Origin of the sequence: Lolliginicoccus lacisalsi (genome assembly GCF_014841105.1) — a bacterium.
GTDB classification, from domain to species: Bacteria; Actinomycetota; Actinomycetes; order Mycobacteriales; family Mycobacteriaceae; genus Lolliginicoccus; species Lolliginicoccus lacisalsi.
The window spans coordinates 445,365-469,012 of sequence record NZ_JACYWE010000001.1 but is presented as its reverse complement, the minus strand read 5'-3'; the positions used below and the strand labels follow the sequence as shown (position 1 = coordinate 469,012).

The 23,648-nt window shown below is 68.9% G+C and carries 19 protein-coding genes and 2 pseudogenes; 18 read left to right on the top strand and 3 right to left on the bottom strand.

All coding sequences use genetic code 11. The features are described from left to right. Positions 1-221 precede the first annotated feature (221 nt). Entirely contained in the window at positions 222-890 is a 669-nt protein-coding gene (locus HT102_RS02150) for a B-4DMT family transporter (protein WP_192037750.1), read from the bottom strand. 155 nt (positions 891-1,045) lie between these two features. Between HT102_RS02150 and HT102_RS02145 the strand changes: the two genes are divergently transcribed. The 17 genes and pseudogenes from HT102_RS02145 (at position 1,046) to HT102_RS02065 (ending at position 19,352) form a co-directional block, all read left to right on the top strand. Next, entirely contained in the window at positions 1,046-2,182 is a 1,137-nt protein-coding gene (locus tag HT102_RS02145; RefSeq protein ID WP_192038010.1) for an aminopeptidase P family protein, read from the top strand. Between the two features lie 89 nt (positions 2,183-2,271). Then, positions 2,272-2,829 carry an elongation factor P gene (gene efp, locus HT102_RS02140; protein ID WP_192037749.1) on the top strand — a complete coding sequence of 186 codons (558 nt, stop codon included), beginning with the start codon at positions 2,272-2,274 and terminating at the stop codon, positions 2,827-2,829. Continuing rightward, positions 2,826-3,311, top strand: a pseudogene (gene nusB / locus HT102_RS15780) (transcription antitermination factor NusB); the annotation flags it as partial. The gene efp and the pseudogene nusB, both read left to right, overlap by 4 nt. A gap of 195 nt (positions 3,312-3,506) precedes the next feature. After that, a complete protein-coding gene (pyrR, locus tag HT102_RS02130) occupies positions 3,507-4,109 on the top strand; it encodes a bifunctional pyr operon transcriptional regulator/uracil phosphoribosyltransferase PyrR (protein WP_192037747.1) in 603 nt (200 codons plus the stop codon). After that, the gene (locus HT102_RS02125; RefSeq protein WP_192037746.1) at positions 4,109-5,050 is read left to right on the top strand and encodes an aspartate carbamoyltransferase catalytic subunit; all 942 of its coding nucleotides are present in this window, start codon (positions 4,109-4,111) and stop codon (positions 5,048-5,050) included. The genes pyrR and HT102_RS02125 overlap by 1 nt, the downstream gene beginning before the upstream one ends. Next, positions 5,047-6,351, top strand: a complete 1,305-nt coding sequence (locus HT102_RS02120) for a dihydroorotase (protein WP_192037745.1) — start codon at positions 5,047-5,049, stop codon at positions 6,349-6,351. The genes HT102_RS02125 and HT102_RS02120 overlap by 4 nt, the downstream gene beginning before the upstream one ends. Beyond that, complete coding sequence (locus tag HT102_RS02115; RefSeq protein WP_225443058.1) at positions 6,348-6,968, top strand: PH-like domain-containing protein; 621 nt, start codon at positions 6,348-6,350, stop codon at positions 6,966-6,968. Before HT102_RS02120 ends, HT102_RS02115 begins: the two co-directional genes overlap by 4 nt. Beyond that, positions 6,965-8,131: a glutamine-hydrolyzing carbamoyl-phosphate synthase small subunit gene (gene carA / locus HT102_RS02110; RefSeq protein ID WP_192037744.1), complete on the top strand. Its 1,167-nt coding sequence runs from the start codon at positions 6,965-6,967 to the stop codon at positions 8,129-8,131. The genes HT102_RS02115 and carA overlap by 4 nt, the downstream gene beginning before the upstream one ends. Continuing rightward, the gene (gene carB / locus HT102_RS02105; RefSeq protein WP_192037743.1) at positions 8,131-11,460 is read left to right on the top strand and encodes a carbamoyl-phosphate synthase large subunit; all 3,330 of its coding nucleotides are present in this window, start codon (positions 8,131-8,133) and stop codon (positions 11,458-11,460) included. The genes carA and carB overlap by 1 nt, the downstream gene beginning before the upstream one ends. After that, positions 11,457-12,320, top strand: a complete 864-nt coding sequence (pyrF, locus tag HT102_RS02100; protein ID WP_192037742.1) for an orotidine-5'-phosphate decarboxylase — start codon at positions 11,457-11,459, stop codon at positions 12,318-12,320. The genes carB and pyrF overlap by 4 nt, the downstream gene beginning before the upstream one ends. Positions 12,321-12,568: 248 nt before the next feature. Further along, positions 12,569-12,889, top strand: a complete 321-nt coding sequence (mihF, locus tag HT102_RS02095; RefSeq protein WP_192037741.1) for an integration host factor, actinobacterial type — start codon at positions 12,569-12,571, stop codon at positions 12,887-12,889. 19 nt (positions 12,890-12,908) lie between these two features. Next, on the top strand, positions 12,909-13,514 hold the full coding sequence (gene gmk / locus HT102_RS02090) for a guanylate kinase (RefSeq protein ID WP_192037740.1): 606 nt from the start codon (positions 12,909-12,911) through the stop codon (positions 13,512-13,514). 142 nt (positions 13,515-13,656) lie between these two features. Continuing rightward, a complete protein-coding gene (gene rpoZ, locus HT102_RS02085) occupies positions 13,657-13,932 on the top strand; it encodes a DNA-directed RNA polymerase subunit omega (RefSeq protein ID WP_192038009.1) in 276 nt (91 codons plus the stop codon). An 11-nt stretch (positions 13,933-13,943) separates the two neighbouring features. Continuing rightward, positions 13,944-15,215, top strand: a complete 1,272-nt coding sequence (coaBC, locus tag HT102_RS02080; protein WP_192037739.1) for a bifunctional phosphopantothenoylcysteine decarboxylase/phosphopantothenate--cysteine ligase CoaBC — start codon at positions 13,944-13,946, stop codon at positions 15,213-15,215. Between the two features lie 149 nt (positions 15,216-15,364). Then, positions 15,365-16,579, top strand: a complete 1,215-nt coding sequence (gene metK, locus HT102_RS02075; protein WP_192037738.1) for a methionine adenosyltransferase — start codon at positions 15,365-15,367, stop codon at positions 16,577-16,579. Positions 16,580-16,658: 79 nt separating this feature from the next. Then, positions 16,659-18,620, top strand: a complete 1,962-nt coding sequence (locus tag HT102_RS02070; RefSeq protein WP_333473237.1) for a primosomal protein N' — start codon at positions 16,659-16,661, stop codon at positions 18,618-18,620. Between the two features lie 132 nt (positions 18,621-18,752). Then, positions 18,753-19,352 (top strand): PadR family transcriptional regulator, encoded by a 600-nt coding sequence (locus tag HT102_RS02065; RefSeq protein WP_192037737.1) that lies wholly within the window; start codon positions 18,753-18,755, stop codon positions 19,350-19,352. Between the two features lie 263 nt (positions 19,353-19,615). Here the strand turns inward: HT102_RS02065 and HT102_RS02060 are convergent, their stop codons facing one another. Beyond that, complete coding sequence (locus HT102_RS02060; protein WP_192037736.1) at positions 19,616-21,724, bottom strand: 3-hydroxyacyl-CoA dehydrogenase NAD-binding domain-containing protein; 2,109 nt, start codon at positions 21,722-21,724, stop codon at positions 19,616-19,618. 6 nt (positions 21,725-21,730) lie between these two features. Further along, entirely contained in the window at positions 21,731-22,942 is a 1,212-nt protein-coding gene (locus HT102_RS02055) for a thiolase family protein (RefSeq protein ID WP_333473236.1), read from the bottom strand. A 191-nt stretch (positions 22,943-23,133) separates the two neighbouring features. Between HT102_RS02055 and HT102_RS02050 the strand changes: the two are divergent. Continuing rightward, positions 23,134-23,648: pseudogene (locus HT102_RS02050) on the top strand (alpha/beta hydrolase); the annotation flags it as partial.

Below are 23,648 nucleotides of genomic sequence, written 5' to 3'. Positions count from 1 at the left end.
ACAACCCTGATGCCTCCGACTCGCCGATGAGTGTGCGATCTCCGTCGGCGGGTCGCGCTGGGGGTGTCGTATTTCGCACACGGGCAGCGTCGGCTGCCGAGGGAAGGCCACCGCACCACGGGCCACTACACCACGGGCCACCGCACCACGGGCCGCTACAACGCAGGGAGCCCGCGCCATGGCGCGGGCTCCCTGTCTTGAGCTATCTCGTTCCGTGCGATCTACCGCTTGTCGTCCCGGTCGGTCGCGCGCTCCGCGGCGAAATCAGAATCGCGGTACTCACCCGCGTACTCGGCATCCCCGTGCTGGGTCTGCCCGTGCTGGGTCTCCCCGTGCTGGGCATCGCCATGCTGGGCATCCGCATGCTTGTCACTACGCTGCGAACCAGCGAGGATCGGCTCCTTCTGGTGGTGCGCGTGGATGGGGTGGCGTCCGAACTCGTCCTCCGGCTCCGGCTCCGTGGAGCGCCGACGTGCCCGGTCGCCGAAGAACCGCCCGAGCAGGATGCCGATCTGAGCCGGGATCGACAGCAGCAGCAGCATGAATCCCGCGCCGACGGTGACCTCGATGATCAGGTTTCCACTGCCGATGCCCGGGATGACGAAGGACAGAAGCCAGGCCGCGAATCCCGCCATGACGCCAGCCGCTCCGGCCGACTTCAGCCACAGCAGCGTGAGGTCCGCGCGATCCTCCTCGTCCTCGAACTCCTTCGCATCGGCGTAGCCGTCGAAGAAGGGCCAGGCGAGCGCAGCGATCATGACGACAACGACGGAGATGGCGCGCTGGGTGGCACCTGATTCAGGCCAGGCATAGATCCCGTACCCAAGCACTGCTCGGACCAAGACCAAGACGGCCGCGAGGATCAAACCACGGATGAGCCACAAGTTCATATGAGCAGGGTAGCGGTTATGCGTCTGTGATGTGTGACATCCCATGCCTGGTATCGGCGAATGGTCCCCGTCACATCATGGGCGCACCGGTATCGTCGCTCCTGGAGCAGCGCTGGACCGATCAACGAATGGGGGCCCGGAACGTGACGGTGATCATGGCAGGCCCGGAGACGTTCGCGCAGCGGCGCGAGCGCCTGCGATCCCTCCTGGCCGACGAGGGCGTCGATGCGATCCTGGTGACCAATCTCGTCAACGTGCGCTATCTGACGGGCTTCACTGGATCCCATGCCGCGGTGCTCGTTGCCAGTGACCACAAAGGCGGCGAGAGCGCCACGGTGATCGCCACGGATGGGCGCTACGCGACCCAGGTGCGCGAGCAGTCGCCGGGCGTGGCTGTGGAGATGGCACGCTCGGGCGCCCTGCGGCTCGCTGCCCTCGCTGCGGAGCGCCTCAGCGGGCGGCTGGCCTTCGAGAGCAGCACCGTCACCGTGGCGCAGCATGAGCTCCTTGTCGGCGAGGCCTCGGGGATCGACTTAGTCGGCACGCGTGGATTGGTCGAGGGACTTCGGATCGTCAAGGACGCCACCGAGATCGCCGCGCTCGAGGCCGCGTGCGGTGCTGCCGACCGCGCCCTGGCCAGGCTGCTCGAGTCCGGGGCACTGCGTCCCGGCGAGTCCGAGCGCCGGGTGGCGCGCAAGCTGGAGTGGCTGATGCACGAGGAGGGCGCGGAGGGCATCGCGTTCGAGACGATCGTAGCGTCGGGCGCGAGCTCGGCCGTGCCGCACCACCGGCCGACCGATGCGCTGATCGAGCGGGGGGACCTCGTCAAGATGGACTTCGGTGCCGAAGTGGGCGGGTATCACTCGGACATGACGCGCACGGTGGTGGTGGGAGCGCCGCCGGAGCCGTGGCAGCGGCGGATCCATGACATCGTGCGCGAGGCGCAGCATGCGGGGCGCGAGGCCTCGGTGGAGGGCGCGCTGGCCGGGGACATCGATGGCGCGGCGCGAGCGGTGATTACTGCTGCGGGGCACGGTGATGACTTCGTCCATAGCACCGGGCATGGTGTGGGCCTGGAGATCCACGAGGCACCCTCGGTGGCGCGGAACGCGGACAGTAGACTACTCTGCAACACTGCCATCACCGTGGAACCCGGCATCTACCTGCCAGGCCGCGGTGGGGTCAGGATCGAGGACACCGTGATCATCACGCCCGCGGTGGCCGAGGGCGTGACCGGCGGGGGAGGCCCTGCGGTGCTAACGACCACGACCAGGGAACTCCTTGTCATCTAGGGGTTGGCCCGTGGCGTCCACGAGGTCCGCGCCCGGCTGGCCAGGGCGCGAAGGATTGAACCACCACACTTTTACAGGAGAAACTCGTCGTGGCATCGACTGCTGATTTCAAGAACGGTCTGGTCCTCAAGATTGATGGCCAGTTGTGGCAGATCACCGAGTTCCAGCATGTCAAGCCCGGCAAGGGTCCGGCGTTCGTCCGCACGAAGCTGAAGAACGTGCTGTCGGGCAAGACGGTCGACAAGACCTGGAACGCGGGCGTGAAGGTGGAAGTCGCCACGGTCGATCGTCGCGACATGACCTACCTGTACCGTGACGGCGCCGATTTTGTCTTCATGGACGGCGAGACGTTCGAGCAGATCCACATCAGCGAGGCCACGGTCGGCGATGGCGCGCGGTTCCTGCTGGAGAACACCGTCGTGCAGGTCGCCACCCACGACAACGAGCCGCTGTACGTGGAACTGCCCGTCACCGTCGAGCTTGTCGTCCAGCACACCGACCCGGGCCTGCAGGGCGATCGCTCCACGGGCGGCTCCAAGCCCGCCACGATGGAGACCGGCGCGGAGATCCAGGTTCCCCTGTTCATCAGCACGGGCGACAAGCTCAAGGTCGACACCCGTGACGGCAGCTACCTTGGTCGCGCGTGACCAGTAATCGTTTCAAGAAGCTTGGCGCGCGGCACAAGGCCCGCCGTCGGGCCGTGGAGATGCTGTTCGAGTCCGAGGCACGCGGCGAGGTCGCGACGGTGGTGCTGGGCGAGCGGGCTGCCCTCGCCCGCGCCGAGGTGGTCCCGCCGATCGCGGACTACACGCGTGCTCTCATCAGCGGCGTGGTCGACAACCAGGCCCGGATCGACGACTTGATCGCCACGCACCTGCACGAGTGGACGCTCGAGCGCCTGCCCGCGGTGGATCGCGCGATCATGCGGGCAGCGGCATGGGAACTGCTCTATGCCGACGACGTCCCGCCCGTCGTCGCGGTGGACGAAGCGGTCGAGCTGGCCAAGGAACTGTCCACCGATGATTCGCCGGGCTTCATCAATGGAGTGCTCGGCCACCTCGTGCATGTCGTGCCCGCGATGCGGGAGGCCGATGCTCGCTTGCAGGAGGCACTCGCTGCCGAAGAGGCTTTGGCTGCCGAGGAGCCCCTGGTTGCCGAGGAGGCCGTCGCTTCCCCGGGGGACGCCGGTGCCGACGTGGACGCTGGCGAGCCTGCCGCTGGCCCCGGCGCCGATGCCACCACGGAGGATCGCGACTGGTAGAGTCGCGGCAGCAGAACGACATCCTTTAACGATCCGTCCCGTGAGGCGGAGAAGGAGGCCTGGGTGAGCCCAGACGAATCGTCTGCAGCACCAGCTCCGCAATCCGCTCGCGCGGATGGCCGGGAGCTGCTTTCTGCTGCGGACGTGAAGCGGACGGTCGCGCGGATCGCGCACCAGATCATCGAGAAGACCGCTCTCGATCAGCCCCAGGGCGCGCCAGTCGTGCTCGTGGGCATCCCCACCAGGGGAACCACCCTCGCACAGCGCCTCGCGGACCGCATCAAGGAGTTCTCCGGCGTCGAGGTTCCCATCGGATCGCTCGATACCACCTTGTACCGCGACGATCTCCGCAACAAGCCGCATCGCCCGCTCGAGCGCACCTCGATGCCCGTCGGCGGGGTCGACAACTGCACCGTCATCCTCGTTGACGATGTGCTGTTCTCCGGCCGCACCGTCCGCTCGGCGCTCGACGCGCTCCGGGATGTCGGCCGCCCGCGCGTGGTGCAGCTCGCCGTGCTCGTCGACCGCGGCCATCGCGAGCTTCCCATCCGCGCCGACTACGTTGGCAAGAACATCCCCACGGCCCGTGCCGAGGAGGTCTCCGTGCTGCTGACCGAGCACGATGGGCAGGATGCGGTGGTGCTCCGGTCAGCAGGAGCGGCCTGATGAAGCACCTGCTCAGCATCAACGATCTCAGCGTCGACGATGCCACTGGCATCCTCGACGAGGCGTCCCGCTTCGAGCAGGCGCTCGCCGGGCGCGAGGTGCGCAAGCTGCCGACCCTGCGCGGCCGCACCGTCATGACGGTGTTCTATGAGAACTCGACGCGGACCCGTGTCTCCTTCGAGGTCGCGGGCAAGTGGATGAGCGCCGACGTGATCAATGTCGGCATCAGCGCATCGTCGGTGAGCAAGGGCGAGTCCCTCCGCGACACCGCCCTCACGCTGCACCGGGCAGGCGCGGATGCGCTCATCGTGCGCCACCCCGACTCGGGCTCGGCCCAGCTCATCGCGGGATGGACGACGGCCGCGGACGGCACCGGTCCGGCGGTAATCAATGCCGGCGACGGCACGCATGAGCATCCCACCCAGGCCCTGCTCGATGCCTATACGCTGCGCCAGCGCCTCGGCGGCCTCGAGGGGCGCCGCGTCGTGATCGTCGGCGATGTGCTGCACAGCCGCGTGGCCCGCTCGAACGCCCTGCTGCTGTCCAAGCTTGGCGCCGAGGTCGTGCTCGTCGGTCCGCCCACTCTCATGCCGGTGGGAGTGAATGCCTGGCCCGTCACGGTCGGCTACAGCCTCGATGCCGAGCTGCCCGCGGCGGACGCCGTGATGATGCTGCGCGTGCAGGCCGAGCGCATGAACGGCGGTTTCTTCCCCTCGGCCCGCGAGTACTCCATCACGTACGGGCTCAATGAGCGCCGTCGCGCCATGCTGCCCGAGCATGCGGTCGTGATGCACCCCGGCCCCATGGTCCGCGGCATGGAGATCGGCTACTCCGTGGCGGACTCGCCCCAGTCCACGGTGCTCGATCAGGTCGCCAACGGCGTGCATGTCCGCATGGCGGTGCTGTTCCGGCTCCTGGTCGGTGTGGAGGAGAAGGTATGACCAGCAATCCGATCATCATTCGCGGAGCCCGCCCCTATGCGGAGGGCGAGCCTGTCGACATCGCCATCGCCGGCGGCATCATCACCGCCATCGGCCCGGGCCTCGACCTGCCCGAGGGCGCTACCGAGATCGATGGCAGCGGCAAGATCCTGCTGCCCGGTCTCGTGGACATGCACACCCACCTTCGCGAGCCAGGCCGCGAGGACACCGAGACCATCGACACTGGCTCCGCCGCCGCGGCCCTCGGTGGCTATACCGCGGTGTTCGCCATGGCGAACACGGATCCGGTCGCGGACAACGTCGTGATCACCGACCACGTGTGGCAGCGCGGGCAGGACGCCGGCATCGTCGACGTGCACCCCGTGGGAGCGGTCACCGTGGGGCTCAAGGGCAAGCAGCTCACCGAGATGGCCGCCATGGCCAACGGCAAGGGCCGGGTGCGGATGTTCTCCGACGACGGCGTGTGCGTCGAGGATCCGCTGATGATGCGCCGCGCCCTCGAGTACGCGCGCGGTCTCGACGTGCTCATCGCCCAGCATGCCGAGGAGCCGCGCCTCACCGTGGGCGCTGTCGCGCACGAGGGTCCCACCGCGGCACGGCTGGGCCTGGCCGGGTGGCCGCGCGCGGCGGAGGAAGCGATCGTCGCCCGCGACGCGCTGCTCGCTCGCGATGCTGGCTACCGCGTGCACATCTGCCATGCCTCCACCGCGGGCACCGTCGAGCTGGTCAAGTGGGCGAAGGCCCAGGGCATCTCCCTCACCGCGGAGGTCACGCCGCATCACTTGCTGCTCGATGACTCGCGGCTCGAGACCTACGATGCCGTCAACAAGGTGAACCCGCCGCTGCGCGAGCGCTCCGACGTCGAGGCGCTGCGGGCGGCGCTGGCCGCCGGGATCATCGACTGCGTGGCCACCGATCATGCTCCGCACGCCGCGCAGGAGAAGTGCTGCGGTTTCGCTCATGCGCGCCCGGGCATGCTGGGCCTGCAGACGGCCCTGTCGATCATTGCCGAGGTCATGGTGAAGCCAGGGCTGCTGACGTGGCGCGAGGTGGCGCGCGTGATGAGCGAGCGGCCCGCGGAGATCGTGCGGCTGCATGATCAAGGCCGCCCTATCGAGGTGGGGGAGCCAGCGAACCTGGTGCTGGTGGACCCCGAGGCGCGCTGGACCGTGCGCTCCGACGAGTTCGCGAGCCTGTCCCGCAATAACCCTTTCGAGGGCATGGAGCTCGCCGCGCGGGTCACGATGACCATGCTGCGCGGCCGGGTCACGGCACGCGATGGAGAGGTGATCCCGCGATGACTCGCGTCTTGCTGACCGTGGCGCTGTTCGCGGTCTGGGCAATCCTGGTGTGGCTGATGATCCGTGCATGGCGGCGGCGCGGGGAGCTGCAAGAGGGCATCGTCGGTGCGCTCGCTCCCGTGCCGGGAACGCTCGGCGATCCGGTGCTCGGACCTAGCCACGGCTTGTACGTCGGCTCGACGCTCGCGCCCTCCTGGATCAACCGGGTCGCCGTGGGCGATCTGGGCGACCGGGCGAACGCTGACCTGCTCGCGTTCGATGACGGCCTGCTCCTCGCCCGGCAAGGAGCCGCCGATGTGTGGATCCCCCGCGACCAGGTGCTGGGCCTGCGCACCGAGCGGGGGCTCGCGGGCAAGGTCATGACCAAGGACGGGCTCCTGGTCATCCGCTGGCGCACGAGCACGGGAGCGGAGATCGACAGTGGCTTCCGGGCCGTGGACAAGAACGAGTACCCGGCGTGGATCGCGCTCTGGCAGGACGATCCGGATTCGGCCGCCGGGCCAGCCGCCGACACGGGCACGGCGAGCGGCACGACAAGCAGCCCCGCGGCATCTGATTCCCCGGCGGCCGCGCGGGAAAACAATGGGACCAACGGAAAGAACGGTGTAGACGGGTGAGCGAAGCAGCTCTGGTCCTCGAGGACGGCAAGATCTATCGGGGCCGTGCCTTCGGGGCGGAAGGACAGACCCTCGGCGAGGCGGTGTTCAGCACCGGCATGACCGGCTACCAGGAGACATTGACCGACCCGAGCTATCACCGGCAGATCGTGGTGGCGACGGCTCCGCAGATCGGCAACACGGGCTGGAACCTGGAGGACAGCGAGTCCTTCGGATCGCGCGGCCACGAGGCAGCCGGCCCCTCCGGCAAGATCTGGGTCGCTGGCTACGCCATCCGCGAGGCCACGCGAGTGGTGTCGAACTATCGCGCTAGCCACAGCCTCCAGGAGGAGCTCGACAACCAGGGGATCGTCGGCATCCAAGGGATCGACACCCGTGCCGTGGTGCGCCACCTGCGCAACTTCGGCGCGATGCGTGCCGGGGTGTTCTCCGGCGCGGCGCTCGCGAGCGCCGAGGAGCTCGTCGAGCGGGTTCGCAACCAGCCGTCGATGCTCGGCGCCGACCTCTCCGCGGAGGTGTCCACCCCTAGCGGGTACGTCATCGAGCCCGGGGGAGAGCCCCGCGCCACGATCGTGGCCGTCGATCTCGGCATCAAGACCAACACCCCGCGCATGCTCGCCCAGCGTGGCGTCCGCGTGCACGTGGTGCCCAGCTCGGTCGGCCTCGAGGACATCCTCGACCTCGACCCCGACGGCGTGTTCCTCTCCCACGGGCCCGGCGACCCCGCCACGGCGGATGGCGCGGTGCAGCTCACCAAGGCGATCCTGGGCCAGCGCCTGCCGTTGTTCGGCATCTGCTTCGGCAACCAGATCCTCGGCCGCGCGCTCGGGCTCGGCACCTACAAGATGAAGTTCGGCCACCGCGGCATCAACATCCCGGTCATCGATCACGCCACCGGCCGGGTCGCCATCACCGCCCAGAACCACGGGTTCGCGCTCGAGGGCGAGGCGGGCCAGGAGTTCGACACCCCGTTCGGGCGTGCCGTGGTCAGCCATACCTGCGCCAACGATGGGACAGTCGAGGGCGTGCGCCTGCTCGATGGCTCCGCGTTCTCCGTCCAGTACCACCCCGAGGCCGCGGCGGGCCCCCACGACGCCGCGTACCTGTTTGACCAGTTCGTCTCGCAGCTTGATGCCGCATCGGCCCAGAAAGGCACCGCGTAATGCCCCGCCGCACAGATCTCCAGCATGTACTCGTGATCGGCTCCGGCCCGATCGTGATCGGACAGGCGTGCGAGTTCGACTACTCGGGCACGCAGGCCTGCCGCGTCCTCAAGGAAGAGGGACTTCGCGTCACCCTCGTCAACTCGAACCCGGCGACGATCATGACCGACCCGGAGTTCGCTGACGCTACCTACGTCGAGCCGATCACCGCCGAGTTCGTCGAGAAGGTCATCGAGCGCGAGGCAGCGGAGGGCCACCCCATCGACGCGCTGCTCGCCACCCTTGGCGGGCAGACCGCGCTGAACACCGCCGTCGCGCTGCACGAGCGCGGCTCGCTCGAGAAGTACGACGTCGAGCTGATCGGCGCGGACTTCGAGGCCATCCAGCGTGGCGAGGACCGCCAGAAGTTCAAGGACATCGTCGCCAAGATCGGTGGGGAATCCGCGCGCTCGCGCGTCTGCTACACGATGGCGGAGGTCAACGACACCGTCGACGAGCTCGGCTTCCCCGTCGTGGTGCGCCCCAGCTTCACCATGGGCGGCCTCGGCTCCGGCATGGCCTACAACCAGTCCGACCTCGAGCGGATCGCCGGCGGGGGCATCAATGCCTCGCCGACGGCGAACGTGCTCATCGAGGAATCCATCCTCGGCTGGAAGGAGTACGAGCTCGAGCTGATGCGCGATGGCCGCGACAACGTCGTGATCGTCTGCTCCATCGAGAACCTCGATCCCATGGGCGTGCACACCGGCGACTCGATCACCGTGGCGCCGGCAATGACCCTCACCGACCGCGAGTACCAGCACATGCGCGACGTGGGCATCGCGATCCTCCGCGAGGTCGGCGTGGATACTGGCGGCTGCAACATCCAGTTCGCCATCAACCCCGACGACGGTCGCCTGATCGTCATCGAGATGAACCCGCGCGTCTCCCGGTCCTCCGCGCTCGCCTCGAAGGCAACAGGCTTCCCGATCGCCAAGATCGCCGCCAAGCTCGCCATCGGCTACACCCTCGACGAGATTGTCAACGACATCACCCGGGAGACTCCCGCGAGCTTCGAGCCCACCCTCGACTACGTCGTGGTCAAGGCGCCGCGGTTCGCGTTCGAGAAGTTCCCCGGTGCTGACGCGACGCTGACCACCACGATGAAGTCCGTCGGCGAGGCGATGTCGCTCGGCCGCAGCTTCCGCGAGGCCCTCGGCAAGGTGCTGCGCTCGATGGAGACCAGCGCCGCCGGATTCTGGACCAGCCCCGACGATCCCGCGCTCGACACCCTCGAGGCCGTCCTCGACAACATCCGAACTCCGCTCGAGGGGCGCATCTACCGTGTCGAGCAGGCGCTGCGCATGGGGGCGACCGAGGCGCAGGTCTTCGAGGCCACCAAGATCGATCCCTGGTTCATCTCGGCGATCGCGGCCCGGCTCGACCTCCGCGAGGAACTGCTCGCCGCGCCCGTCCTCGACGAGAACCTGCTGCGCCGCGCCAAGAACTCCGGGCTCTCCGACCGCCAGATCGCCGCGCTGCGCTCCGAGCTGGCCGGGGAGGAGGGCGTGCGCGCGCTGCGCCACCGCCTCGGCGTGCGCCCCGTCTACAAGACCGTAGACACCTGCGCCGCCGAGTTCGAGGCGAAGACCCCGTACCACTACTCCACCTATGAGCTCGATCCCGCCGCGGAGAGCGAGGTCGCGCCCCAGGTGGAGCGGACGAAGGTGCTCATCCTCGGCTCCGGGCCCAACCGCATCGGCCAGGGCATCGAGTTCGACTACTCGTGCGTCCACGCCGCGCTCACGCTCACCGAAGCCGGGTACGAGACCGTCATGGTCAACTGCAACCCAGAGACTGTCTCCACCGACTATGACACCGCGGATCGCCTCTACTTCGAGCCGCTCACCCTCGAGGACGTGCTCGAGGTCTACCACGCGGAGACCCAGTCCGGCACCGTCGCTGGAGTGATCGTGCAGCTTGGCGGCCAGACCCCGCTCAAGCTCGCCGAGAAGCTCGAGAAGGCAGGCGTGCCGATCGTGGGCACCACGCCCGCGGCGATCGACCTCGCGGAGGATCGCGGCGCTTTCGGCGAGGTGCTCAATGCCGCAGGGCTGCCCGCCCCCCGGTTCGGCACTGCCACGAGCTTCCCGCAGGCCCGTGCCGTCGCCGCCGACATCGGCTACCCCGTGCTCGTGCGGCCCTCCTACGTGCTCGGTGGCCGTGGCATGGAGATCGTCTACGACGAGAAGTCCCTCGAGGACTACATCTCGCGCTCCACCGAGCTCACCGCCGATCATCCGGTGCTCGTCGACAAGTTCCTCGACGATGCCATCGAGATCGACGTCGATGCACTGTGCGATGGCACCGAGGTATTCATCGGCGGCGTGATGGAGCACATCGAGGAGGCGGGCATCCACTCCGGTGACTCGGCGTGCGCCCTGCCCCCGATCACGCTGGGCCGCTCCGACCTCGAGACCGTGCGCCGCTCCACCGAGGCCCTCGCCGCGGGGATCGGCGTGAAGGGCCTGCTCAACGTGCAGTACGCGCTCAAGGACGATGTGCTCTACGTGCTCGAGGCCAACCCGCGCGCGAGCCGCACGGTTCCGTTTGTCTCCAAGGCGACGGCGGTTCCGCTCGCGAAGGCCGCCGCGCGGGTGATGCTCGGCGAGTCCATCGCCGACCTGCGCCAAGCGGGGATCCTCCCGGCAGAGGGCGATGGCGGCACGATGCCGGTGAACTCGGCGATCGCGGTGAAGGAGGCCGTGCTGCCCTTCAACCGCTTCCGCCGCGCGGACGGATCCGGGGTCGATACGCTGCTCAGCCCCGAGATGAAGTCCACCGGCGAGGTCATGGGCATCGATGCGGACTTCGGTACCGCGTTCGCCAAGAGCCAGGCCGGCGCCTACGGACCGCTGCCCACCGAGGGGACCGTGTTCGTCTCGGTCGCCAACCGGGACAAGCGATCGCTCATCTTCCCCGTCAAGCGCCTCGCTGATCTTGGTTTCACGATCCTCGCTACGCGGGGCACCGCGGAGATCCTGCGTCGCAACGGCATCCCCTGCACCGAGGTGCGCAAGCTGTCGGGGGAGACGCTGGCCGAGGGCGAGCGCACGATCGTCGACCAGATCCGCGACGGCGAGGTCGACATGATCATCAACACGCCCTACGGCAACTCGGGCCCGCGCATCGATGGCTACGAGATCCGCAACGCGGCCGTGGCCACCTCCACCCCGTGCATCACCACCGTGCAGGGCGCCGCGGCGGCCGTGCAGGGCATCGAAGCGCTGCGGCGCGGCGACATCGGCGTGCAGCCCCTCCAGGTGTTGCACAAGGTCCTGCGCGGATGAGCGGCACCGCGGGGGATCCTCGCGGGCAGCAGGCCTTCGGTGACCGCCTGTGGGAGGCCACCGCCGAGCGGGGCGCGCTGTGCGTGGGCATCGACCCGCATCCGGCGCTGCTCGAGCAGTGGGGGCTCGCCGACGACGCTGATGGGCTAGCACGCTTCAGCGACATCTGCGTGGAGGCATTTGGTGGCATCGCGGCCGTGGTCAAGCCGCAGGTAGCGTTCTACGAGGCGCACGGCTCGGCCGGGATGCGGGTGCTCGAGACCACCATGGCGGCGCTGCGAGCCTCCGGGGCCCTCGTGCTCGCGGACGCCAAGCGCGGTGACATCGGCTCGACCATGGCGGCCTACGCCCGCGCCTGGCTCGATGATCGCTCGCCGCTCGCCGCGGATGCCGTGACCGTCTCGCCGTACCTGGGTCTCGGCTCGCTCGGCCCCGCGCTGGAGCTCGCGCTGGGGTCCGGGCGCGGGGCATTCGTGCTCGCGGCCACCTCCAACCCGGAGGGGGCATCGGTGCAGCGCGCGACCACCCCGACGGGCAGGACGGTTGCCCAGGGCATGGTCGACGAGGTCGCCGCGCTCAATGCCGGCGCCGCGCCCATGGGTTCGATCGGCGTGGTCGTCGGTGCGACGCTGAGCGAGGTGCCCGACCTCTCCGCCATCAATGGGCCGGTCCTGCTGCCGGGCGTGGGCGCGCAGGGGGGCACGGCGGCTGATGTCGCCCGCATCCTTGGCCCGCGCGCCCGGCTTGCGCTTCCGGCGGTCTCCCGGGATATCCTGAGGTCAGGGCCATCGGTCGGGGCAGTTCGCGACGCGGCGCTACGCATGATCGAGCAGTTCGGGTTCCTGACCGGCGATCAGTGAGTGGCGTGCGCCACACTGATCGGTGGTGTGGCCCGCTGAAGATAACGATATTTCGTGTTTTCCCAGCGTGTCGTGGCACGAGGGCACGTTGTGCCCGGTCAGCGCGGTATGGTCGATGCGCGTTTCCAAGCGCGCGAGACCGACACGCTGGACCAGGACGAACAGTATCCGGTGCGGCCCGGTGTGTACGGTCGCTCCCGCCGCGTCCTCGCGGCGGGATACATGAAGGCAGATGAGACGGAGGAATCGTGGCCCTTCCCCAGTTGACCGATGAGCAGCGTGCTGCAGCCTTGGCGAAGGCGGCAGAGGCTCGCCGGGCGCGGGCAGCGCTCAAGGAGCAGCTCAAGCGTGGCGGAACTGACCTCAAGCAGGTGCTCGCCGACGCTGAGACTGACGAGATCCTCGGCAAGATGAAGGTTTCGGCCCTGCTCGAGGCCCTTCCCAAGGTGGGCAAGGTCAAGGCGCGGGACATCATGACCGAGCTCGAGATCGCTCCGACCCGCCGCCTGCGGGGGCTCGGAGATCGCCAGCGCAAGGCACTGCTCGAGCGTTTCGACTTCGAGGCCTGAGAGTCTCGTGATCGCTGTCGTGAATGATTCATCATCCTCGCGGCCTGGATCCATCTCGGCAGCGCGGCGAAGGGGTCGGCCAGTTGTGCTGGTCGGCCCCTCGGCCGTTGGCACGTCGACAGTGGTCAAGCGATTGCGCGAGATGGTTCCCGATCTGTGGTTCAGCGTGTCCGCGACGACGCGGGCCCCGCGGCCCGGCGAGGTCGCGGGCCGGGACTACCTGTTTGTCAGCCGTGCCGAGTTCGACCGCATGATCGACGCGGGCGAGCTCCTCGAGTGGGCGGATATCCACGGTGGCATCCAGCGCTCCGGCACTCCGCGCAAGCCCGTCGAGCAGGCTGTTCGCGACGGGCTGCCCGTGCTCATCGAGGTTGACCTCGTCGGTGCGCGCGCAATCCGCGAGACCATGCCGGACGCTGCGCTCGTGTTCCTCGCGCCGCCCGATTGGGAGACCCTGGTCGCCCGGCTGCGCGGACGTGGCACCGAATCCCCTGACGTGGTGGAGCGGCGGTTGCTGACCGCGCGGACCGAGATGGCCGCGAAGGACGAGTTTGATCACGTCGTCATCAACGACGACGTGGAACGCGCGGCCTCGGAGTTGGTATCGTTGCTGACTGGGCCGTAGGCGCACCCCGGTTCCGCAAGGTCCGGAGGGTGGTGCCGCTCGGTGCCAGGGGGACGTGCTGTTCCTGTGGAGCGCGTGAGAAGTGGACCGGTCAATTCGACCCGGAACCACGTGATGAGGAGATCTAGTGACTGTGAACAATATGGCGTCCGCTACCGGTGCACCGATGTATGACCCCCCGATGGGCCTGACGAACCCGCCGATCGATGAGCTCCTTGACCGGGTCTCGTCCAAGTACGCCCTCGTGATCTTCGCGGCCAAGCGCGCGCGCCAGATCAACGATCACTACAACCAGATCGGCATGGGCATGAACGAGTATGTCGGCCCGCTCGTCGATCCCGGCATGCACGAGAAGCCGCTGTCGGTGGCGCTGCGGGAGATCCACGGCGATCTTCTCATCCACAACGAAGGCGAATAGCGAGGTCCGCCGTGGCGGCGACAGGAACCAACGCGCGGGACGACGAACCAGCGCCCAAGCGCATCGTGGTCGGTGTTACCGGCGGCATTGCGGCATACAAGGCATGCGCGGTGATCCGTTACTTCACCGAGAGCGGGCATTCGGTGCGCGTGATCCCGACCGAGTCGGCCCTGCAGTTCGTGGGCGCCGCGACCTTCGAGGCATTGTCGGGCAACCCGGTCACCACGAGCGTGTTCCAGGACATCCCGGACGTGGCGCACGTGAAGATCGGCCAGGAGGCCGACCTGATCGTGGTCGCGCCTGCGACGGCCGACCTCATGGCGCGGGCCGCGCACGGCCGGGCCGATGACCTGCTCACCGCGACCTTGCTGACAGCGCGGTGCCCGGTACTGATGGCACCGGCCATGCATACCGAGATGTGGGATCATCCCGCGACCGTCGACAACGTCGCTACGCTGCGCTCCCGCGGCGCAATCGTCATGGAGCCCGCCTCGGGCCGCCTCACCGGGCGTGATTCTGGCCCCGGGCGCTTGCCGGAGCCCAGCGAGATCGCCGGCCTCGGCGCGATGCTGCTCGAGCGACCGGACTCGCTGCCGCGTGACCTCGCAGGCTGCTCGATCGTGGTGAGCGCCGGGGGGACGCGGGAATCGCTCGACCCCGTCCGGTTCCTCGGCAACCGCAGCTCGGGCAAGCAGGGCTACGCGCTGGCCCGCCTCGCCGTGCAGCGTGGCGCGCGGGTCACCCTCGTCTCTGGCGTCACCGCCGGCCTCGAGCCCCCCGCGGGCGCGCACGTGGTGCAGGTGACCACTGCCGAGCAGATGCAGGATGCGGTGCGCGCGCACACCGCCACCGCGGATGTCGTGATCATGGCTGCCGCGGTAGCAGACTTCCGGCCCGATTCCATGGCCGAGAGCAAGATCAAGAAGGTGCAGGACGAGCCAGCGACCATCACGCTCGTGCAGAATCCCGATATTCTCGCCGGGATCGTCGAGCAGCGGGCCGCCGGGGACCTTCCCGCCACGCGTGTCATCGTGGGCTTTGCTGCCGAGACGGGCGATGAGCACGGTGATGTGCTGACCCACGCGCGGAGCAAGCTGCAGCGCAAGGGGTGCGACCTGCTGGTCGTCAACGCGGTCGGCGAGGGCAAGGCGTTCGAGGTGGACTCGAACATGGGCTGGATCCTCCGTGCCGACGGTGGGGAATCCGCATTGCCGTTGAGCTCGAAGAACCTCATGGCGAGCCGAATCCTCGATGCCGTGGGGACACTGCTCTTCACCGGATAGAAGGCCGGGATGGATCCGCTGCTCCCCGGGTGTTCCGGAGCGGTGACACATCGGCATCGGCTATCGGCAGGATCCGCTCGCTCCGCTATTGTCGGATACTGCGGATAACCGGCGAGAACATGGCGCCAATCAAATGAGAGGGCACAAACGTGAGTGCGACAAGTCGCAGGCTATTCACCAGTGAATCGGTTACCGAGGGGCACCCCGACAAGATTTGCGACGCCATCAGCGATTCCATCCTTGATGCGATCCTCAAGGAGGACCCCCGGGCGCGCGTCGCGGTGGAGACACTGGTGACCACCGGGCAGGTGCATGTGGCGGGCGAGGTCAGCACCCGCGCCTACGCCGACATCCCCACGATCGTGCGCGAGCGTGTCCTCGAGATCGGCTATGACTCCTCCTCCAAGGGCTTCGACGGCAACTCCTGCGGTGTCAACATCGCGATCGGCGCGCAGTCTCCCGAGATCGCCCAGGGCGTCGACAACGCTTACGAGTCGCGCGTCGAGGGCCTCAGCGAGGACGACCTCGACCGCCAGGGCGCCGGGGACCAGGGCCTGATGTTCGGGTACGCCTGCCTGGACACCCCCGAGCTGATGCCGCTGCCCATCGCGCTGGCGCACCGGCTCTCGCGCCGGCTCACCGAGGTCCGCAAGTCCGGGATCCTCCCTTACCTCCGGCCTGACGGCAAGACGCAGGTCACCATCGAGTACGACGGCGAGAAGCCCGTCCGCCTCGACACCGTTGTTGTCTCCACCCAGCACGCAGCGGACATCGACCTCGACAACCTGCTGACCCCCGACATCCGCAACCACGTGGTCAACGTGGTGCTCGCGGAGCTCGATGTTCCCACCCTCGACACGTCCGAGGTGCGGCTGCTCGTCAATCCCACCGGGCGATTCGTGCTCGGCGGACCCATGGGCGACGCCGGCCTCACGGGGCGCAAGATCATCGTCGACACCTACGGCGGCATGTCCCGCCACGGCGGTGGCGCGTTCTCCGGCAAGGACCCGTCGAAGGTGGACCGTTCCGCCGCGTACGCCATGCGCTGGGTGGCCAAGAACGCGGTCGCCGCGGGCCTCGCCGAGCGGATCGAGGTGCAGGTCGCCTACGCCATCGGCAAGGCTGCCCCCGTCGGATTGTTCGTAGAGACGTTCGGCACCGAGAAGGTCGACCCCGCCATCATCCAGGACGCGATCCGCGAGGTGTTCGACCTCCGCCCGGCCGCGATCATCCGGGACCTGGACCTGCTCCGCCCCATCTACGCCCAGACCGCGGCCTACGGCCACTTCGGGCGTACCGACATCGATCTGCCATGGGAGCAGACCGACCGGGTCGAGGAGCTTCGCAAGGCAGCGGGCCTCTAGCCGCTAGCTATCAGCAGACGGGGGAGACGGAGGCCACCAACTGGAGCGACAGGCCGCGGCCACGCTGCCGATCGCGCAGGTGCTGCCGCTTCTCGAGGTGCCCCATCTCGACCGCGAGTTCGACTACCTCGTGCCCGCGGAGCTCGACGCGCACGCGCAACCTGGAGTGCGTGTGCGCGTCCGCTTCTCCGGCCGCCTCGTTGATGGCTACATCCTGGCCCGTCTCGACACGAGCGCCCACGAGGGCAAGCTCGCCTGGCTGCACAAGGTCGTCTCGCCCGTGCCGGTCCTGCCCCCTGATCTCCTCGCGCTCGTCGAACGCGTGGCACGCCGCAGTGCCGGGACGCGCGCCGATGTGCTGCGGCTAGCCATCCCGCCGCGTCACGCCAGGGCCGAGAACGAGGATCCGGAGGCGACCGCGAAGGCCGCCATCCCTGGGCCGCCGCTCGCCGCGTGGCAGCGCTACGAGCATGCCGATTCCTATTTCGCAGCGCTTGCCGCCCACCAGCCCGCCCGCGCGGTCTGGAACCCCGTGGCCGGCGAGCACTGGTGGACACGTCTCGCGGAGGCGGCCGCTGTCGCTGCGGCCGCGGGCCGCGGGGTAGTCATCATCGTGCCCGACCAGCGCGATCTCGATCTCGTCGGCGCGGCGTGCACCACGTTGATCGGCGACGAGCATGTTGCCGTGCTCGCCGCGGGGCTGGGCCCCACCGAACGGTACCGCCGCTGGCTGGCCGTGCTCCGCGGCGACCGGCGGGTGGTTGTCGGAACCCGCAGTGCAATCTTCGCTCCCATCCACGACCTCGGCCTGATCATCCTGTGGGACGACGGTGATGATTCGCTGTGGGAGCCCCGTTCGCCCTATCCCCACTCGCGTGATGTCGCGGTGCACCGGGCGCACCTCGCGGGCGCTGGCATCCTGCTCGGGGCGTTCTCCCGCACCTGCGAGGCACAATTGCTGCTGGAGACGGGATGGGCGCATGCGCTCGTCGCGCCTCGGGACGAGGTGCGGCGCGCGGCGCCGCGGGTGGTGGCCCGCGCCGATAGCGACATCGCCCTGGAACGCGACCCGGCGGCGCGGGCGGCGCGCATCCCGGCGTTCGCCTTCCAGGCGGCACGGGCGGCCCTCGAGCGGGGCGAGCCGGTGCTCATCCAGGTGCCACGGCGAGGCTATCTGCCTGCCGTGGCCTGCCAGGATTGCCGCGAGCAACTGCGCTGCCGGCGCTGCGCGGGCCCGATGGAGCTGGGGCAGCGCGACGGGGCGTACTCCTGCCGCTGGTGCGGCACCGCCGAGCAGCAACCACGCTGCCGCCGCTGCGGCTCGGTGAAGGTGCGCGCCACGGTGATCGGTGCGAAGCGAACGGCCGAGGAGCTCGGCCGCGCGTTCCCAGGCGTCGCCGTGATCACCTCGACCGGGGGCGAGGGAGTGCCCGTAGTGGGCCCGGGCGCGGCCCTGGTCATCAGCACGCCCGGCGTGGAGCCCCCGGCCGCGGAGGGATATGGCGCGGTCCTGCTGCTCGATGGGTGGCTGCTGCTCGGCCTCGCCGACCTGCGCGCTGGCGAGATCGCGCTGCGCAAGTGGATGGCGGCGGTCGCGCTGGCCCGGCCCGCAGCGATCGGCGGCGTGGCGGCGGTCATGGCGGATCCGGATAACGCGGTGGTGCAGGCGATGGTGCGGTGGGATCCGGGTGGCTTCGCTGCGGCCGAGCTCCGCGCCCGGGCGGAGGTTGGCTTTCCCCCGGCTGTGCGGATGGCGGTGATCGATGGCACCCATGCCGCGGTATCCGCGTTCCTCGAGGTCATGCAGGTGCCCGCGGATGGCGAGGTGCTGGGCCCCGTGCCGCTGCCGTGGACCGCCCGGCCGCCGGTCATCGCCGACTCCGTGCGCGAGGAAGGGGATGTCGAGCGCGTCCTCGTGCGGGTGCCTCGGAGCGGGGGCGCCTTGCTATCCGATGCGCTTCGAGCGGCCCAGGCCGTCTGCAGCTCGCGACGGGAGACGTCGGCGGTGCGGGTGCAGATCGACCCATTGAACATCGGCTAGCCGCGCGGGGCCTGCTGGTGTGGCGCGGGGGCGTCGTCGGTGTCGTCGTCGGGAGCCCGGCTATATCGGCTATTGACCAATGACCCATCACGATATATCGTGAGTGCAACGACATATCGAAGGGAACTTCTCATGCGCCACGAGCACCGCAACCCCGCCCACCGCAACGGCACCCACAAGGGCGCCCGTCACCCGCGCCGCCAGGATCGACCCCCAGGCCTCCACATCGAGGGCTTCCAGCGCGGCCAGGGACTCATCCGCATCGGCGTGCCGGCCCGCAAGGACCGCAATCGCCGCGGCGACGTCCGCGCCGCCATCCTCCTGCTCCTCGCCGAGCAGCCCATGCACGGCTACCAGCTCATCCAGGAGATCGAGACCCGCAGCGAAGGGGCCTGGAAGCCCAGCCCCGGCTCCATCTACCCCGCGCTCGCCCAGCTCGAGGACGAGGGCATCGTCCAGATCGACAACATCAGCGGACGAAAGACCGCCAGCCTCACGCCGGAGGGCAATGCCTATATCGACGAGAACCGCGCCACCCTCGGCGACCCGTTCGCCCTGGACACGACCCCCGCTGGCAGCAGTGGACGCGAGATCCGCCAGCTCGCCAGGCTCCTCGGTGCCGCCGCTGGACAGGTCGCCGCGGTCGGCACGCCCGCGCAGCGCGACGAGGCCGCGCAGATCCTCACCGACGCCCGCAAGAAGCTCTACCGCATGCTCGCCGGCGAGGAGTAGCCGCTCGTCACCGGCTGCGGGCAGCCCTGGTTGCGGGCAGCCCTGGTTGCCGCTGCTAGGCGCTGCCCGGCGCTGCCCGGCGCTGCCCGGCGCCAAACGCGATAGATACCGTGGCCACCACGGCGTGTTGCACCGGCGTGTCGGGTGGTTTCTATCGCGTTTGCGATGCATGGGCGTACCACCCGCGAACCTGCGCCAAGCACAGGAGCCGCTGCCACCCGAAACAGGGTGGCAGCGGCTCCTGCCGTTCTCGCGCTGTACCGCTACAGGCTAGCGACGCCTGGCTCGAGGAAGCGCTTGCCGTTGACGGCCTCGGAGGTGCCGGTGCGGTCCAGGTACGGGGTGATGCCCCCGTTCCAGAACGCGAAGCCACCACCGAGGATCATGCACAAGTCGATGTCCTGCGCGGCCGCGACGACATTCTCGTCGAGCATCAGCTGGACCTCCTCGGCGAAGGCACGGCGGGTGCGCTCGAGGACCTGCTCGGCGGTCGAGGGGTTGTCGCCCTGGGTCCACAGCTCCGCGACCTTCGGGTCGACGGCCTGCTTGCCGTTCTCGTCGTACGCCCAGACGGATTTGATGCCGGCGTCGACGATGGCGCGGAGGCCGGGGGAGTCCTTGAACCGGTCGGGCGCGTACTCGGAAAGCGTCTCGCCGGTGTGCAGGGCAACGGCGGGGCCGACGAGCCCGAGCAGGGTGAACGGTGTCATCGGCATGCCGAGCTCGGTGATCGCGACGTCCGCGACCTCGAACGGGGTGCCTTCATCGACGGCGTTCATGACCTCGCCGAGCGTGCGGATGAGCAGCCGGTTGAAGACGAATCCTGGCAGGTCGGCGACGAGCACCGCGGACTTCTTCAGCGACTTGGCCGTGGCGAACGCGGTCGCGAGGGTCACGTCGTCGGTCTTGTGGCCCCGGATGATCTCGAGCAGGGGCAGCACGGCGACGGGGTTGAAGAAGTGGAACCCGACAACGCGCTCGGGATGCTTGAGGTCGGCGGCCATCTTGGTGATGGAGAGCGACGAGGTGTTGGTCGCGAGGATCGTGTCCTCGGCGATGTGGTCCTCGAGCTCGGCGAAGATCTTCTTCTTGAGGTCGAGGTTCTCGAACACGGCCTCGATGACGAAGTTGGTGCGCGCGAACGCGGCCTTGTCCAGCGAGCCGGTGACGAGCGCCTTGAGCCGGTTGGCGGCATCGTGGGAGAGCCGCCCCTTGCCCTGCAGCTTGTCGATCTCGCCGTGCACGTAGTCGAGGCCCTTGTCGATGCGCTCCTGGTCGATGTCGGTCATGATGACCGGGACCTTGAGCTGGCGGGCGAACAGCAGCGCGAGCTGCGATGCCATGAGCCCGGCACCGATGATGCCCACGCCGGTGATGGGCCGCGCGAGAGACTTGTCCGGTGCTCCGGCGGGCCGCTTGGCGCGGCGCTGCACGAGGTCGAAGGCGTAGAGCCCGGCCCGCAGCTCGTCGCTCATGATGAGATCAGCGAGGGCCTCGTCCTCGGCGGCGAATCCCTTCGCGAGCGAGTCGGGATCGTTGATGTCGGTGTCCTTGGCGAGCGCGAGCAGCTCGAGGGCACGGGCCGGACCGGGGGCGAATCCCTTCGTCTTGGAGTCAACGAACTTGGTGGCGCGGGCCAGGGCACTGTCCCAGCCCTGTCCGCGGTCGATCTCGGGGCGCTCGGGGGTGGCCTCGCCGTTGCTGACGGCCGCGGCCCAGCGCAGGGACTGCTCGATGAAGTCGGCGGAGTCGAGCACCTCGTCGAAGATGCCGAGACCAGCGGCCTGCTCGGGCTTGAGCATCTTGTTGTTGCTCAGGGCGTTCTCGAGGATCACCGTCACCGCGTTGGCCGGCCCGACGATGTTGGGCAGCAACTGGGTGCCGCCCCAGCCGGGCACGAGGCCGAGGAAGCACTCCGGCAGCGCGATGGCCGCCGCGCTGCGGGAGACGGTGCGGTAGTGGCACGCCAGCGCGACCTCGAGGCCACCGCCCATGACGGCGCCGTTGACGAACGCGAAGGTGGGGATGCTGGCGTCACGCAGGCGCTTGAACACCTTGTGGCCGAGCTGTCCCATCTCGACGGCGAGGTCCCGGCTGGTGATGGTAGGAACACCCTTGAGGTCCGCGCCGACGGCGAAGATGAACGGCTTGCCGGTGACGGCGATCGCGGCGGGGCTCGCGTCGAAGGCGGTGTCGAGGGCGGCGTCGAGCTCGGCGAGGCCGGTCGGCCCGAAGGTGGACGGCTTGGTGTGATCGAACCCATTGTCGAGGGTGACCAGCGCGACCTTGCCGGAGATGCCGGGGACGTCGATGAGCTTGGTGTAGGCGTGGGTGACGACTTCGTCGGAAAACGCCGAGGCGAGATCAGTCATGTGTGGTTATGCCTTCTCTCCGGTGTAGTTGGGGTTCTCCCAGATGACGCTGCCGCCCATGCCCATGCCGATGCACATGGTGGTGAGCCCGTAGCGCACATCGGTGCGTTCCTTGAAATGGTTGCTGAGCTGCGTCATCAGCCGCACGCCCGAGGAGGCGAGGGGATGGCCGCACGCGATGGCGCCGCCCCAGGGGTTGACCCGCGGATCGTCGTCAGCGATGCCGAAGTGCTCGAGGAACGCGAGCACCTGCACGGCGAACGCCTCGTTGATCTCGAAGAGGCCGATGTCGTTGATGCTCAAGCCAGTGCGGGCGAGCAGCTTCTCGGTAGCGGGGACGGGTCCGATGCCCATCACAGCGGGGTCGACGCCCTTGAAGGAGTAGCCGACCATGCGCATGCCGATGGGCAGGCCGAGCTCGGTCGCGGTGTCCTCGCCGGCGATGATGGCGGCGGTGGCGCCGTCGTTGAGGCCCGCGGCGTTGCCTGCGGTGATGCGGCCACCGGTGCGGAAGGGCGTCTTGAGGTTGGCGAGGTCCTCGAGCGTGGTCGCGGGGCGGGGCGGCTCGTCAGCGGTGGCGTAGCCCCAGCCGGTCTCGGCGTGGCGGGTGGCGCTGGGCACGAGGGTCTGGGCGATCTTGCCGGCGGCGCGCGCTGCCTCGTACTTCTGCTGGCTGCCGATGGCGTAGGCGTCGGTGCGGTCCTTGGTGATGGTCGGGAACCGGTCATGCAGGTTCTCCGCGGTGTTGCCCATCACGAGGGCGCTCGGGTCGACGAGCTTGTCGGCAAGGAAGCGCGGGTTGGGGTCCACGCCCTCGCCCATCGGGTGGCGGCCCATGTGCTCCACGCCGCCGGCGATGGCGAGGTCATACTGCCCGAACCCGATCGCGCCCGCGGTGGTGGTCACCGACGTCATCGCGCCGGCGCACATGCGGTCTATGGCGTAGCCGGGCACTGTCTCGGGGAGGCCAGCGAGAATGGCGGCGGAGCGGCCGATGGTGAGGCCCTGGTCACCGGTCTGGGTGGTCGCGGCGATCGCGACGTCGTCGATGCGGTCGGTGGGCATCTGGGGGTTGCGGCGAACAAGCTCGCGGATGCAGTTGACGATGAGGTCATCGGCACGGGTCTCGGCGTAGATGCCCTTCTTGCCTGCGCGCCCGAAAGGCGTACGGATGCCGTCGACGAAGACGACGCTCCGGGAATTGGTGGTGGAAGCCACGCGGTGTTCCTCCTGGTGGAGTTGGGCTATTGGCTGGAACATCCCCACTCTAGATCCCGGTCTGGCGCCGTGGGCCGAGAGAGTGTTCTTTAATGCTGCTGTTCCATTCGGTTCCGGTCCGGCTTGTGCGTATTCTCGTATCCGTTTGCACCACGATTGCCCCCTTTTCGGTGGGCGGCTTGGCGGTTGGCATGGGTCTCGGGCACGCGTACCGGCGGCGGTCCGCGGTGATCGCTGCAGCGATCACGGCTGCCGTGGCACTGCTGGCCGCCCATTCGATCCTCGCCCAGCCCGCGCCGGCCCAGCCCGGGGCCACCGCGCTGATGCCCATCGCTACCGGCATCCTCCAGCCCACGCCCATCCTCGCCAAGCGCGCGGACAGGGCCACGCCGGGCCTCGCGCCGCAGGGAGCCAACGACTTCGCGTGCCACTCGGGTGATCGGCCCCCCGTGCTGCTCGTCCATGGGACCGATGCCTCCGCCTACAGCGATTTCGCCGCGCTCGCGCCGCGGCTGCGCCTCGAGGGCTACTGCGTGTTCGCGCTGAACTATGGCGTGGGCGAGCCTGGCCTCGACCTGAGCCCGACGAGCGCGCCCGGCGTGCCGACCTATGGCACCGCGGACATCAGGCTCTCCGCGGTAGAGGTCGCCGATGCGGTCGAGAGCATCCAGCGGGCGACCGGGGCGCGCGCCGTGAGCCTCGTGGG

Excerpts from the sequence above, each read along its gene's own strand:
- HT102_RS02145 (WP_192038010.1), top strand. The coding sequence starts at position 1,046 with ATGGCAGGCCCGGAGACGTTCGCGCAGCGGCGCGAGCGCCTGCGATCC.
- pyrF (WP_192037742.1), top strand. The coding sequence starts at position 11,457 with ATGAGCGGCACCGCGGGGGATCCTCGCGGGCAGCAGGCCTTCGGTGAC.
- rpoZ (WP_192038009.1), top strand. The coding sequence starts at position 13,657 with ATGGCGTCCGCTACCGGTGCACCGATGTATGACCCCCCGATGGGCCTG.
- HT102_RS02115 (WP_225443058.1), top strand. The coding sequence starts at position 6,348 with ATGACTCGCGTCTTGCTGACCGTGGCGCTGTTCGCGGTCTGGGCAATC.
- HT102_RS02060 (WP_192037736.1), bottom strand. The coding sequence starts at position 21,724 with ATGACTGATCTCGCCTCGGCGTTTTCCGACGAAGTCGTCACCCACGCC.
- HT102_RS02065 (WP_192037737.1), top strand. The coding sequence starts at position 18,753 with ATGCGCCACGAGCACCGCAACCCCGCCCACCGCAACGGCACCCACAAG.
- HT102_RS02120 (WP_192037745.1), top strand. The coding sequence starts at position 5,047 with ATGACCAGCAATCCGATCATCATTCGCGGAGCCCGCCCCTATGCGGAG.
- HT102_RS02125 (WP_192037746.1), top strand. The coding sequence starts at position 4,109 with ATGAAGCACCTGCTCAGCATCAACGATCTCAGCGTCGACGATGCCACT.
- carB (WP_192037743.1), top strand. The coding sequence starts at position 8,131 with ATGCCCCGCCGCACAGATCTCCAGCATGTACTCGTGATCGGCTCCGGC.
- HT102_RS02150 (WP_192037750.1), bottom strand. The coding sequence starts at position 890 with ATGAACTTGTGGCTCATCCGTGGTTTGATCCTCGCGGCCGTCTTGGTC.